Here is a 12,559-nt window from a genome sequence, read left to right on the forward strand (position 1 = left end):
CTTTTCTCCTGCGTGACACCGCCGCCCAGAACCACAGATCGCTCCCAGCGTGAGCGAAGCGCCCACCGACCCGGCTACGGGCCGGTCCGGGCTCTGCCCGTCGACTCCCGTACCACTAACCTCGTCGGCGTCGCGCTGACACGGCGCGGCCTGTCATGACCCTCCAGCCGATCCAGTACCGACGACAAGGTCGCCTCGACTGTCGCCTCGACATCCTGATGCACGGACGTCAGCTGGTGATACGACAGCGATGCCACATAGCTGTCATCGAACCCGACCACCGAGATTTCGCCGGGCACATTGACGTTCGCCCGCGCGAACACCGCCAGCACACCCGCCGCACACTGGTCACCGCAGCACACCACAGCAGTCGGCCGGTGGCTTCGTCCCAAGATATGCCGCGCGGCAGTGGCACCGTCTTCCTCGGAGAAGTCGCTCTCGAGCACCTCGGCGCGCTCCGTGAGCCCAACTGCGGCCATCGCACTCCGGTAGGCCTCCGCACGAACATGGCCCACAGTTCCACCTCGTCCGCCGACATAGACGATGTCGCGATGCCCGAGCTCCACGAGGTGCTCGACCGCCAGACGAAGCCCCTCGATCTCATCGACATGGACGTTGTCGACATCGAGCTCGTCCACCCACTCCCCGAGCCACACCACAGGCACAAGCTCGCGCGCATCCGCGAGGACGCGCGACGTCGGATCTGGATTGAACGCGACCAGCGCCTCGACCCGCTCCTCCATCAGCTCCGCGACCACCACGTCGGTCGGCCGGTCCGACGTCGCCGGCCCCAGCACCAGCCCGAAACCTCGTTCCGCGGCACGAATGAACAAGCGCTCGATAACGCGTACCTGGAACGGATTGCGCATCCAGAACAGCGCACCGATCAGCCGCGTACGGTTCTGGCGCAGCAGCCGCGCTGACGCATTCGGCCGGTAGCCAAGCTCATCAGCCGCAGCCAGGATCCGCTCTCTCGACTCTTCACTCGGCCCCGGAACGCCTCTCATCACGAGCGAGACCAACTGCCGCGAAACCCCTAGATGGTCCGCGACATCTTTCATCGTCGGGAGCCGGCCCGTGCCGCTGCCCGCTCGACGTTTCTGCGCGCCACCTACTCCGGTCGCCATGGACCCAGTATCTCGCACGTGCCAACTCGGCCGAGTCCGTGCGACGGAGACATCGCCCCCGGCTCACCACCGCGGCCGGAAGCCCCTGAAGCCGCTACTCCCCCGGCGACCACGACTCGTGCGAGCAGTTCATTCCGGCTCCGAGCTCGCCGGTCACCTCGACGGCACCCGCCCCGTCGGCTCCAACGGGGCGGCCTCGGCCGGGCAGAATCTGGCCGCCTGGGCTGTCATCGACGACCACTCATCGTTACGGCGAGACCGTATCGCCAGGGGGCCGCCTGTCATGCCATGGTGCTGGACCCTAGGATCCGAGACGTGGCCAGATACTTCGATCTTCATCCGGACAATCCCCAGCCTCGCCTGATCAGCCAGATCGCCGAGATCCTGCGGACGGACGGGCTCATCGCCTACCCCACCGACTCGTGCTATGCCCTTGGATGCCGACCGGGCAACAAGGAGGGCCTTGACCGGATCAGGGAGATCCGCGGCCTTGGCAGCGACCACCACTTCACCCTGGTATGCCGGGACTTCGCCCAATTCGGGCAGTTCGTTCATCTGAGCAATGCGCTGTTCCGCCAGGTCAAGGCGGCGACTCCCGGCGGTTACACGTTCATTCTGCCCGCGACGAAGGAGGTGCCGCGGCGGCTGCTGCATCCCCGGAAGAAGACGGTCGGCGTTCGCATCCCTGATCACGTCGTCACCCAGGCGCTGCTGGCCGAGCTCGGCGAGCCGCTGGTGTCCAGCACCCTGCTGCTGCCCGGCGAGACCGAACCTTCGACGCAGGGCTGGGAGATCAAGGAGCGGCTCGACCACATGGTGGACGCGGTCATCGACTCCGGCGAATGCGGCGCCACTCCGACGACCGTCATCGACTTCTCGCAGGAGGAACCCGAGATTCTCCGCCGGGGCGCGGGAGACACGTCCCTGTTCGAATAGGCGATGGCAGCGGTCTCGCCTATTCGAACAGGGACATGGCTCACCGCGACCATGAGCCGAGACCGGCAGGGCGAGCCGACGACGGCCTCACCGGCCGCTGCCGGGCTGGTCGGCGGTCACCGCCTCACCACGCGACAACCTCCGGCCTCGCAACGCCGTCCAGCCGTGCCAGGCGAGCACGTAGCAGGCAAGTATCAACGCTGCTCCGTCGACCCCACCCAAGATCGTGCTTCGTACCAGGTCGTAGTCGCTCACCGCGGCACGATCCGAGGCCGCCCCGCGAGCGGCGCCCGCTGCCATGGCCAGCACGGCCGCAGCCAGCACCACGCCGCGCGCCCGGCCCAGCACCACCCCCGGGGCCCGCCCAGGCCAGACCGGCGCGCGCCGGTACCACAGCACGAGCCATCCGGCGAGGATCACCAGGCCGCCTGCCGAGCTGACGTACATCAGGATGTTGAACACCCGGTGCGCGCCGATGACCGGCTGCCGCAAGGCCTGCCAGTGCTGCACCGCGAACCCGCCGACCTGCGTGAATGCGTCCCAGAGCAGATGCGTGGCCATCCCGGCGAGCAGCGCGGCCACCACCGCCGCGGGCGTCGGCCGCGTCGGCTCCGGCAGCCGGGCACGCAGCCCGGCGGGAGCCAGCGCGGTCAGCGGCGCCCGCAGCACCTGGTGGAACACCACCAGCAGCACCACACCTGCCGGCAGGCCCAGGACAAGCGGTCCCCACCACGCGTGCGTGCTCGCCGACGAGAACGGTAGCGGCAGATAGTACGGCGCGTCGGGCAGCACGGCCCCGATGGCCAGCGCCGACGACGGCAGCCATCGCCGCACCGGCAAGATCGCTGCAATATGGCTCACAGTGAAGGGCACACGCCATTATCGGGCCGTGCACGCCGGCCTGGCCGAAGCCGCGTTCCTCTTTAGGCTGTCAGCTCGGTGACCGTGTCGGTCTCAGAGCTTGCGGATCGATACGGCGTTGTCGCCGATCCCGCCGCCTCGGGCGTACACGCACAGGTAGGTCTGTACGACGGCGACGACGGTCCAGCCGGGTGGCGCCGACTGGACGCCGCAGATGATGAGTGTGCGGCCGGAGGTGTGATGCAGGTGGTCACCGTGCCGCCGGCGGAGGTGTCGCTGATGACCTGGATGGTTCTCGTGTTGTAGTAGATGGTGCCGGGTTGGCCACACTGGTACCAGTCGAAGTAGGCCGTCGGCATCGAGCTGGTGGGGATGGGGCCGAGCATCTGCGTCGATGCCCCTGCCGGGGAGGGAGAAAGACACATGACGGTGGCCGCCGCGACGACGATGGCGGTCAGCCATCATTACTGAGCATCTGCCTCCGAGAAATGCATACTGCGCGTTTCGGGAAAAGCCGCGATACGCCCCGCCATAAATTGGATATGCGTCTCCCCTATTTAAGGTAGTGCCCCCATTGCCCCGCGCTCTGCTGGTCGGCGGCGACGATGGGACGGTGCGCCGATCGTTATCTTGGGTTGTTGTCTCTTTCCGTACGGTCGTAGCCTCACCGTGATCCGATTGCGGCATGATCTTCCCGCATGAGGAAAACGATCTCTGTCTTAGTCGTCTGCGGCGCCTTCCTGGTGGGCGCGGCCCCCGCCCAGGCCCAGACCGCGCCCAAGGACCCGGTGCGCGCGCTGAAGAGCAAACTCATCCCCGGTCACGGTGTCCGGTACACCGAGATCGCCAACTGGTCCGACGGCACCGAGACTTCACAGGCATACAACACAAAGGGCGTCCTGCAGTTCGGAAAGAAGGGGCTGGCCGCGTACGACATCGCCAGCACCGCGTATGACGACGAGAAGGACCGCGTCATCTACAACGGCAAGGCCACGTACTACTCCGGCGCCCTCGCCGGAGACCTGCCCAAGGGCAAGACCTGGCTCAAGGCGTCCGGCGGCGGCGGCATGCCCAGCGAGTACGACCAGGTCCTCAACCCCACCGAGCCCACCACGTTGTCGGCATTGCTCGAGAAGGGCAGTAAGAGCGGGAACACGGTCACCGGCACGATCACCTTCAAGGACCTGCGCAAGGCGTCCGCCTGGTTCTCCCGCTCGGACCTCCGCTCCTGGGCCTCGGACACAGAGGTCTCCTACAAGCTGACGCTCAACACGGCCGGCCTGGTCAGCAAACTGTGGAGCTCCTACACGGCCAAGGGCGTCTCGAAGGGCTACGAAAACTTCGAGGACAGCACCGTCGTCGTGGACACCCGCTACACCGGCTGGGGCACCAAGGCGTCGATCAAAACGCCCAACCCCAAGACCGTCGCCAAGTGACCTTGTTCCAGGCGTCACGACCGGCACGAGCGTAAACGCGAAGGGCACCGGCCTCTGCTTCGAGGGCGCGCAAGCCGCCCTCGGCTTGGCGGACTGCTGCGGCGAGGGCGTCCAAGTGGGCTGCTGGGAGGCTTCCGGCACCGGTATGTCGTCGCGGGCGGTTGGAACGTTCGACCGGGACGTGATCGCCCGGTCGCGGGCCGAGGTGGCCGCCGACCTCCGGCGGCACCGTCGGCTCACCGGTCCGCTCCTACCCGGAGGCCAACGTCCCTGGACGGGACCCCGAGTGCACGCGACCATGACTTCATATGCCAGCGAAGCAGCAAGCAATAGCACTTTTCGGGCGGGAGTCCGAACAGCGGCGTCTCGGTGAGTTCGTGGACGGCGTCCGCAAGAGCGGCGGGGCGATGCTGGTGCGCGGCGAGGCGGGGATCGGAAAGTCGGCCCTGTTGCTCGATGCGGCGGGGATCGCGGCCGCGCGTGGCATGCGCATCTTGCGGACGGCTGGTGTGGAATCAGAGACGCACATGCCCTTCGCCGGTCTGCATCAGGTGCTGCTGCCGCTTCGTACCGAGATCGGGGAACTGCCCGCCCCGCAGCGCGACGCGCTGGGAGCGGCGTTCGGCTTGACCGACGCCCTGGTGCCGGACCCGTTCCTCATCGCCCTGGCTGCGCTGAACCTCCTCGGCGAGGCCGCGGCCCGCTCCCCTGTCCTGCTCCTTGTCGAGGACGCTCACTGGCTGGACCGCGCCAGCGCCGACGTGCTCGCGTTCGTCGCGCGGCGGCTGGACTCCGAACCGATCGTGCTGCTGGCCGCGATACGCGATGGTTTCCCGAGTCCTCTTGACGGGGCAGGGCTGCGGGAGTTGCTTCTTGATCGGCTCGATGACACCGCCGCGACCGCCTTGCTGGACGCCTGCAGCCCCACCCTGACGCCGGCGGTGCGCACACGGTTGCTGCGGGAGGCCGCGGGAAACCCCTTGGCCCTCGTCGAGCTGCCGATCGCCGCACATACGCAAGGTGGGAAGGGGCCTCTGCCGCCGGGGTGGCTCCCGCTGACCACCCGGCTGGAACAGACTTTCACCGCCCGCATGTCGGGGCTGCCGTCAACCCTTCGGGCCATGCTGCTGGTGGCCGCGCTCAACGACAGCACCGCCCTTTCCGAGACCCTCGACGCCACTGCGCTGATCACCGGTGTACCGGTCACGGCAGAAGAACTGGCTCCCGCTGTCACCGTACGGCTGGTCGACGTGCACGAAGCCGGAGTGTCGTTCCGGCACCCGCTCATGCGCTCGGCGATCTACCAGGGGGCGAGCATCTCCCAGAGACACGCCGTGCACGCCGCCCTGGCCGCCGTCATCACCGCCCAGCCCGACCGTCGCCTGTGGCACCGCGCGGCATCCACCCCCAGGCCGGATGAGAGCATCGCCGCCGAACTGGAGACCACGGCCCAAAGCGTGCGACGTCGGGGCGACCTGCTGTCGGCCGTCGCGGCGCTGGAGCACGCGGTCAGGCTCAGCGAGAATCCCGCTCACCGGTGTGAACGGCTGGTGCGGGCCGCCGAGTACGCGGCTGAGATGGGACGGCGCGATATCGTCGTGCGGCTGCTGGGCGAAGGCGAGCGGTTGCGGCTGTCGGCCCAACAGCGGGCCCGTATCGTGTGGATCCGCGAGAGCTTCGAGGACGGCATCCGTGACGACAGCGCGGCAGCGCACTCTCTGGCCGATCTCGCCGAGACGATGGCGGCGCAGGGGGACGTCGATCTCGCGCTGAAACTCCTGTCCAGTGCGTCCTTGCGATGTTTCTGGGCTCATGCTGACGAGCGGTCGCGGCAACGCGTCGTCACCGTGGCCGAGGGTCTGCCCGTCGACGATCTGGACGGGCGGTTGCTGACGGTCTTGGCGTTCGCGGCTCCGATCGAGCGTGGCAAGGTCGTGATCGAGCGACTACGCCATCTGGCCGCCCACCCGACCGGCGGTCGGCCGGCGGCCCGCCTGCTCGGCAGTTCGGCGTTGATGGTGGGGGCGTTCGACCTGTCGGAGGAATTCTGCGCCGCGTCGCTGCCGGCCCTGCGCGCGCAGGGCCGGCTCAGCCTCCTGGCACGAGACCTCGGGGCACAGGCGTGGAGCGCGGCCCGGTTGGCCGACCTGAGCGTGGCGATCCCCGCGGCCGAGGAGGCCGCCCGTCTGGCGCACGAGACATCCCAGCCGCTGATGCACGCCATCGCTCAGGCCTCGGGCGCGGTGCTCGCCGCGCTACGCGGCGAGCAGGATCGCGTGGAGAGCCTCGCGGTGGCGGCCGAGCAGGTGGCCCTGCCCATCGGAGCCCGCCCCGTGCTGGCCACGGTACAGCTCGCGCGCGGGCTCGCCGCGCTGGGCGAGGGACGGTACGCCGACGCCTTCGACCATCTGCGACGGATGCACGACCCCGCCGATCCGGCCTTCCACCTGGCGTTACGCTGCTTCTCCATCGCCGAACTCGCAGACGCCGCGGTGCACAGCGGTCAAAGCCGCGCGGTCGCCGGCATCATCGAGGAACTGGAGACGGTGGCGCTCACCACGCCGTCGCCGTCCTTGGACGCCGACCTGCGCTACGCCCGGGCTGTTCTGGCCGATGAGACGGCGGCAGAGCCCTTCTTCGATGCCGCGCTCGGGACCGACCTGCGGCGATGGCCCTTCGTACGGGCTCGGGTGCAGCTGGCGTACGGTGAATGGCTGCGGCGCCAGCGGCGTACGGCCGAGTCGCGGGCACCCTTGCGTACGGCTCGCGAGACGTTCGACGCCTTGGGGGTGATCCCCTGGAGCGAGCGAGCGCGCCAGGAGCTGCGGGCCTCCGGCGAGAGCAGCCGCAGGCGCAGCAGTGAAGCGCGCGACGTGCTGACCGCGCAGGAGCTCCAGATCGCCCAGATGGCGGCCGATGGCCTGACGAACCGGGAGATCGGCGAGAAGCTCTATCTGTCTCATCGAACCGTCAGCTCCCACCTCTACAGGATCTTCCCCAAGCTGGGGATCACCTCGCGATCGGCGTTGAGCACAGCCCTGCGCGTGTCATCCTGACCTCACCGCTTCGCTTGGGTGACGCTCGGTGACGCAGTCATGTGACGCTCGCGAGGCGCGCCGAGGGCTTCCTACGGTGAGGCCATGAGCACAGCGAGCTCCTTCAAGAACGGCAGTACGCCGACCGTCGTGCTGGTCCACGGTGCCTTCACGGACGCGTCGAGCTGGGCGGGCGTGATCGCCGAGCTCCAGGATTCCGGGATCCCCGTGATCGCGGTGGCCAACCCGCTGCGCGGACCGGCCACCGACGCCGCCTACCTCGCCGGCGTCGTCGCCGCGATCGACGGTCCGGTCCTGCTGGTGGGTCACTCCTACGGTGGGGTGGTCATCACCCGGGCAGGAGCCCAGTCGGGCAACGTGGTCGGGCTGGTCTACGTGACCGCTTTCGCCCTGGAGACAGGGGAAAGCGTGCTGGACGTCACCGGCCGCTTCCCCGACAGCCTGCTGGGCCCGGCGCTGCGGCCGGCCGTCTTCCGTACGGGCGATGGAGAGGAGGCCGTGGAGCTGTACCTCAAGGACGACCAGTTCCCCGCGGTGTTCGCCGCCGACCTGCCCAAGCGCCTCACCTCGGTGGCGGCCGTCGCGCAGCGGCCCATCGCCGCTGTGGCGTTCGAGGACGGATCTCCCAGCGCGAGCTGGAAGAGCCTGCCGTCCTGGTACGTCGTGGCGACCGCCGACCGGGCGATCCATCCCGCCGCACAGCGTTTCATGGCCCAGCGCGCCGGGGCCGACACCATCGAAGTCGACGCCTCACACGCGATCGCGTTGTCGCAGCCGGCAGCCGTGGCCGGCCACATCCGCACTGCCGCGACCGCGACCCAGGCGGTCACGCACACCCATCCGGCATGACAGCCGTGTTCCTGAGGAGCAACCGATGACCGCATCGACCATTCCCGTCATCTTCATCCATGGCCTGTGGCTGCACGCCACCTCCTGGTCCTCCTGGATCGAGCTGTTCACGACCGCCGGCTACAACGCGACGGCCCCTGGCTGGCCGGGAGACAGCGAAAGCGTCGAACTGTCCCGCAAGAACCCCGACAGCATCGCCGACCATGGCATCGACGACGTCGTCGCCCACTACACGGAGATCATCAACGCTCTGGACGTCAAGCCGATCCTGATCGGCCACTCCTTCGGCGGCATGATCGCGGAGAAGCTGCTCGGGCAGGACCTGGCCAGAGCCGCGATCGCGATCGACGCCGCCCAGATCAAGGGGGTGCTGCCGTTGCCGCTGTCGGCGCTGCGCTCGACCCTGCCGGTGTTCAAGAACCCGGCCAACAAACACCGGGCCGTCTCCCTCACCCTCGACCAGTTCGCCTACTCGTTCTGCAACGCCATCCCGGCTCAGGAGGGCGCCGAACTGTACGAACGCTGGACCATCCCCGCGCCGGGCAAGCCGCTGTTCGAGGCCGCCGCCGCCAACTTCTCCCCCCACTCACCCGCCAAGGTCGACACCGGCAACAACGCCCGGGGACCGCTGCTCCTGATCGCCGGCGGCAAGGACCACACCGTCCCCGAGACCGTCACCAAGGCGACCCTCAAGCAGTACCGGGACTCCACCGCGATCACCGACTTCCAGGAGTTCCCCGACCGCGGCCACTCCCTGACCATCGACCACGGCTGGCGTGAGGTCGCCGACGCCTGCCTGACCTGGCTCACCAGGAACGACCTTCAGCCGAGCTGAAAGCGATCCGCAGCGTTGATCGCCATCACCGGTCAACGCTGCGGACCGTGCCGCAGAAGGGAGTGCGCGGGCGATCGAGGTCGATCTCGCCTGCACCGCGGGGCTGGCCGGCGCGGGCCGGTCATGGCAGCACGACGAGTCGCCTGCCTTTGAGGTCGGTTCGCTGCCAGGCGGTCTCGATGGCGCTCAGCGGGACCTTCTCCACGTCGAAGGTGAGCTCGCCGGACCGCGTCCACGTCACGATCTGCTGGAACGCCTCGTCCATGGTCTGCGGGTCGAGGCCCTTGGCCGCGCCGTAGATCTCCACGCCGGAGGTGCGCAGGCTCGACCCGGCGAGGGCGAGCTCAGTGCCGGCCGACTCGCCGATCTGGACCACCCGGGTCGGCTTGCCGAACGCGAACGACCGCGGCACCAGCGCGCGCAGCAGGATCTCGCTGGGCCTTCCCCACAGGTAGTCCACCACGACGTCGTAGCCGTCCCCCCTGGCGTCGAGGTACGCCTGCGCCAGCGCCTCGTCGGAGACCGCGGTGTTGATCACTGTGTCGGCCCCGATGGCCCGTACCTCGCGCAACTGGTCGTCGTCGCGGCCGGTGGCGACGATCCGACCGGCGCCCAGCAGCCGGGCCACCTTGACCGCGAGCCGCCCGGCGACCCCGGTGGCACCCTGCACCAGCACCGTCTCCCCGGGAACGAACCCTGCGGCCGCTTTCATCGACATCGCGGTGATAGCCGAGGCCATCACGGTCGCCACGGCCGGGTCGATGCCGTCGGGGATCGGCACGTAGGAGCCCTGGGGCACCACGGCCTTCTCGGCGAGCGCGCCGTAGGGCAGGCGGATGTTGCCGAACCCGACGAGCGTGCCGTCCGGGAGGGCGCCGATGCCGTCGAAGGCGGGGATCGCCGGGAACTGGCCGAGGTACTTCTCGCCGGCGTAGTGCGTGCCGGCCGCGATCGCCTTGTCGACGTTCTCGACGGCGACCGCCTTGACGTCGATGGTCACCTCGCCGTCGCCGGCCACCGGATCGGGGAAGTCCTCATACCGCGGGATGCCGCCGACCTCGTGGAGCACCGCTGCCTTCATGCCGGTTCCTGACCGAACAGGCGGGCGATCCGTGTCTGCCACGCCGCCAGGACGCGAGGCGGGCGGGCCGGAGAGTGGTTGAACCCGTGGTGGTGCGTGAGCGAGTGCCGCTGCTCATGGCCGTGGCGGGCCTGGCCCTGGTGGCCGGTCGGCCGCTCGGTGTGCGCGGGAACCCCCGGAATGCGATGGGTCGTCCAGTGCAGCAGGTCGCGGAGTGAGTGCCGGTGGCTCATCGTTGCCTCCTCTGGCGCGTACAAGTCTCTATCACCGATAGAGTACTCTATCGGTGATAGAGTGCGGAAGGGAGGTGCTGGAATTGGCTCTGGACAAGCAGCGGATCATCACCGAGGCCGTCGCACTACTGGACGCCGAGGGTCTCGACGGCGTGACCACGCGCAAACTGGCCGCCCGGCTCGGCGTACAGTCGCCGACCCTCTACTGGCACATCCCGAACAAGGCGGCGCTGGTCACCGCGATCGCCGAGGCGATTCTTGAGCAGCAGTTCCCCGAGCCGGTGTCGCCCGCGCCGGAGGAGCGCTGGCAGGACTGGCTGATCGGCCTGGCCGAGCGGCTGCGGCGCGCGTTGCTGGCCCACCCGGACGGAGCCCGGATCATCGCGGCCTCCCAGCTGTCCCTCAAGATGGCCGCCATCTCCGAACTGGCGATGAGCACACTGGTCGGGCGGGGCATTCCCTTGCGGCAGGCTCGCCTGATCGTGTTGGCGGTGCTGCGCTTCACCGTCGGCTACGTCCTGGAGGAACAGGCCGGCCGCCCCGACGCGGACGCCCTGGACGGCTTCGACATGGCCGCGTACGCCGCGGCGCACCCCACCGTGATGGCCGGCGTGACAGAGTACTTCCAGTCCGGCCGCACCGTCGATGATCTGTTCCGCGACTGCCTGGAACAGATCATCCATGGTCCCGCGGCGCAGCCTGGCCCCACGTCCTGACTGGTCGGCGGCTCCTCAGGCGAGTGAGCCCCGGCACGGGCGCCCCGAGCCGCCCAACACGGCAAGCCGACATCGTCGCCGTTTCATAGACCCTCACCTGCGAAACAGCTGCCCGGCGTCTGGCCGGTCTCATACATCGTGCTGTTGCGTTACATCGTCACAATAAAATACAGTGTATCGACATGAGACACCGTATCGCCGTGATCGGGGGCGGTCCCGGCGGCCTTACCTTCGCCCGCGTCCTGCACCACCATGGTCACCCCGTCACCGTCCTCGAACGCGATCCCGCCCCCGACGCCCGCCCCCCGGGCGGCACCCTGGACCTGCACGAAGGGATGGGTCAGCTCGCACTGGAGAAGGCGGGGCTACTGGCGGAGTTCGAAGAGCTCTCCCGTCCCGAGGGGCAGGCCATGCGCATCCTGGACACGAACGGGACCGTCCTTCGCGACTGGAAACCCCGTCCGGATGAACGGGCCAATCCCGAGATCGACCGCGGGCAACTCCGCGACCTGCTGCTCGGCCCCCTCGACATCCAATGGGGGCGGCGCGTGACGGAGGTGGTGCCGCAGGCCCATGCGGGCGTGCTCGTCCATTTCGCGGACGGGCGGCAGGAGACGTTCGACCTCGTGATCGGCGCGGACGGCGCCTGGTCCAGAGTCCGCCCGGCAATCTCGTCCGCGACGCCGCACTACACCGGTGTCACCCGGGTCGAGACCTCCCTGGACGACATCGACACCCGCCACCCTGACCTCGCCCGGTTGATCGGCGACGGTTCCGTGGCCGTGTACGGCGTGAACCGCAACCTCGTCGCCCAGCGCAACAGCGGCGGCCACGTCAAGGTGGGCGCCCAGTTCCGCGCGCCGCTGGACTGGCACACGGACCTGGACCTGGACCTGGCTCTGGCCGACGCCGACGCCATGCGATCAAGCCTGCTGGCTCTCTTCGACGGTTGGGCCGCTCCCGTCCTCGACCTCCTCCGCCACGGCACCGCTTTCGTCCACCGCCCCCTCTACGTCCTGCCCGTGTCCCACACCTGGGCCCACGTCCCCGGGGTGACGCTGCTGGGCGACGCCGCCCACCTGATGCCCCCCTTGGGGGCGGGTGCGAACCTCGCGATGCTGGAAGGCGCCGAACTCGCCGAGTCCATCGCCGCCGCCTCCGGCCCTGGAGATCTGGACGAGGCCGTCCGCGCCTTCGAGGAGCAGATGTGGGAACGGGCCGGCAGATGGGCGAAAATCACGACGGCCGGTCTGGAACGCCTCGTGAGCCCGGACCCCACTCAAGCCCTCGCCGTCTTCGACGAAGTCCAGCCATCCTGACCGACAACACCACGAAAGGTCGCGTTTGTCGGCGTCGGTCAGCTTCTGCTGCCAGGCTGAGCGTCTTGGCCGCCCTGTACGTCAGCCGACGCGGGCGCGTCCTCCCCTTT

The 12,559-nt window shown here is 68.9% G+C and carries 12 protein-coding genes; 7 read left to right on the forward strand and 5 right to left on the reverse strand.

Annotated elements, in window-relative coordinates:
• Positions 1 to 74: 74 nt before the first annotated feature.
• Positions 75 to 1,127, reverse strand: coding sequence for a LacI family DNA-binding transcriptional regulator (locus tag KME78_RS19725; protein ID WP_219530563.1), 1,053 nt, complete (start codon positions 1,125 to 1,127; stop codon positions 75 to 77).
• Between the two features lie 315 nt (positions 1,128 to 1,442).
• Here KME78_RS19725 and KME78_RS19730 point away from each other — a divergent pair, with 315 nt between their 5' ends.
• A complete protein-coding gene (locus tag KME78_RS19730; RefSeq protein WP_219530564.1) occupies positions 1,443 to 2,063 on the forward strand; it encodes an L-threonylcarbamoyladenylate synthase in 621 nt (206 codons plus the stop codon).
• 87 nt (positions 2,064 to 2,150) lie between these two features.
• Here the strand turns inward: KME78_RS19730 and KME78_RS19735 are convergent, their stop codons facing one another.
• Together KME78_RS19735 and KME78_RS19740 are read right to left on the reverse strand one after the other, a co-directional pair.
• Positions 2,151 to 2,936 carry a DUF4184 family protein gene (locus KME78_RS19735; RefSeq protein WP_308127037.1) on the reverse strand — a complete coding sequence of 262 codons (786 nt, stop codon included), beginning with the start codon at positions 2,934 to 2,936 and terminating at the stop codon, positions 2,151 to 2,153.
• A gap of 81 nt (positions 2,937 to 3,017) precedes the next feature.
• On the reverse strand, positions 3,018 to 3,254 hold the full coding sequence (locus KME78_RS19740) for a hypothetical protein (protein ID WP_219530566.1): 237 nt from the start codon (positions 3,252 to 3,254) through the stop codon (positions 3,018 to 3,020).
• A gap of 368 nt (positions 3,255 to 3,622) precedes the next feature.
• Between KME78_RS19740 and KME78_RS19745 the strand changes: the two genes are divergently transcribed.
• From KME78_RS19745 to KME78_RS19760, 4 genes are all read left to right on the forward strand, one after another.
• Positions 3,623 to 4,360: a hypothetical protein gene (locus tag KME78_RS19745; RefSeq protein WP_219530567.1), complete on the forward strand. Its 738-nt coding sequence runs from the start codon at positions 3,623 to 3,625 to the stop codon at positions 4,358 to 4,360.
• A 308-nt stretch (positions 4,361 to 4,668) separates the two neighbouring features.
• On the forward strand, positions 4,669 to 7,416 hold the full coding sequence (locus KME78_RS19750) for a helix-turn-helix transcriptional regulator (RefSeq protein WP_219530568.1): 2,748 nt from the start codon (positions 4,669 to 4,671) through the stop codon (positions 7,414 to 7,416).
• An 84-nt stretch (positions 7,417 to 7,500) separates the two neighbouring features.
• Complete coding sequence (locus tag KME78_RS19755) at positions 7,501 to 8,265, forward strand: alpha/beta fold hydrolase (protein WP_219530569.1); 765 nt, start codon at positions 7,501 to 7,503, stop codon at positions 8,263 to 8,265.
• A gap of 25 nt (positions 8,266 to 8,290) precedes the next feature.
• Positions 8,291 to 9,100: an alpha/beta hydrolase gene (locus tag KME78_RS19760; RefSeq protein ID WP_219530570.1), complete on the forward strand. Its 810-nt coding sequence runs from the start codon at positions 8,291 to 8,293 to the stop codon at positions 9,098 to 9,100.
• A gap of 121 nt (positions 9,101 to 9,221) precedes the next feature.
• On the opposite strand, the gene KME78_RS19765 is transcribed toward KME78_RS19760, so the two are convergent.
• The gene (locus KME78_RS19765) at positions 9,222 to 10,181 is read right to left on the reverse strand and encodes a quinone oxidoreductase family protein (protein WP_219530571.1); all 960 of its coding nucleotides are present in this window, start codon (positions 10,179 to 10,181) and stop codon (positions 9,222 to 9,224) included.
• The gene (locus KME78_RS19770; protein ID WP_219530572.1) at positions 10,178 to 10,414 is read right to left on the reverse strand and encodes a hypothetical protein; all 237 of its coding nucleotides are present in this window, start codon (positions 10,412 to 10,414) and stop codon (positions 10,178 to 10,180) included. Before KME78_RS19770 ends, KME78_RS19765 begins: the two co-directional genes overlap by 4 nt.
• Positions 10,415 to 10,488: 74 nt before the next feature.
• Between KME78_RS19770 and KME78_RS19775 the strand changes: the two genes are divergently transcribed.
• Both KME78_RS19775 and KME78_RS19780 read left to right on the forward strand, forming a co-directional pair.
• The gene (locus KME78_RS19775; RefSeq protein ID WP_219530573.1) at positions 10,489 to 11,130 is read left to right on the forward strand and encodes a TetR/AcrR family transcriptional regulator C-terminal domain-containing protein; all 642 of its coding nucleotides are present in this window, start codon (positions 10,489 to 10,491) and stop codon (positions 11,128 to 11,130) included.
• Between the two features lie 182 nt (positions 11,131 to 11,312).
• Positions 11,313 to 12,449 carry an FAD-dependent oxidoreductase gene (locus KME78_RS19780; protein WP_219530574.1) on the forward strand — a complete coding sequence of 379 codons (1,137 nt, stop codon included), beginning with the start codon at positions 11,313 to 11,315 and terminating at the stop codon, positions 12,447 to 12,449.
• The last annotated feature ends 110 nt before the right edge of the window (positions 12,450 to 12,559 follow it).

Source organism: Nonomuraea guangzhouensis, assembly GCF_019396345.1.
In the GTDB taxonomy this organism is placed as follows: Bacteria; Actinomycetota; Actinomycetes; order Streptosporangiales; family Streptosporangiaceae; genus Nonomuraea; species Nonomuraea guangzhouensis.

What these genes read in the sequence shown, in the direction of transcription:
- KME78_RS19725 (WP_219530563.1), bottom strand. Translation starts at nt 1,127, where the DNA reads ATGGCGACCGGAGTAGGTGGCGCGCAGAAACGTCGAGCGGGCAGCGGC.
- KME78_RS19745 (WP_219530567.1), top strand. Translation starts at nt 3,623, where the DNA reads ATGAGGAAAACGATCTCTGTCTTAGTCGTCTGCGGCGCCTTCCTGGTG.
- KME78_RS19750 (WP_219530568.1), top strand. Translation starts at nt 4,669, where the DNA reads ATGCCAGCGAAGCAGCAAGCAATAGCACTTTTCGGGCGGGAGTCCGAA.
- KME78_RS19755 (WP_219530569.1), top strand. Translation starts at nt 7,501, where the DNA reads ATGAGCACAGCGAGCTCCTTCAAGAACGGCAGTACGCCGACCGTCGTG.
- KME78_RS19760 (WP_219530570.1), top strand. Translation starts at nt 8,291, where the DNA reads ATGACCGCATCGACCATTCCCGTCATCTTCATCCATGGCCTGTGGCTG.
- KME78_RS19765 (WP_219530571.1), bottom strand. Translation starts at nt 10,181, where the DNA reads ATGAAGGCAGCGGTGCTCCACGAGGTCGGCGGCATCCCGCGGTATGAG.
- KME78_RS19770 (WP_219530572.1), bottom strand. Translation starts at nt 10,414, where the DNA reads ATGAGCCACCGGCACTCACTCCGCGACCTGCTGCACTGGACGACCCAT.
- KME78_RS19780 (WP_219530574.1), top strand. Translation starts at nt 11,313, where the DNA reads ATGAGACACCGTATCGCCGTGATCGGGGGCGGTCCCGGCGGCCTTACC.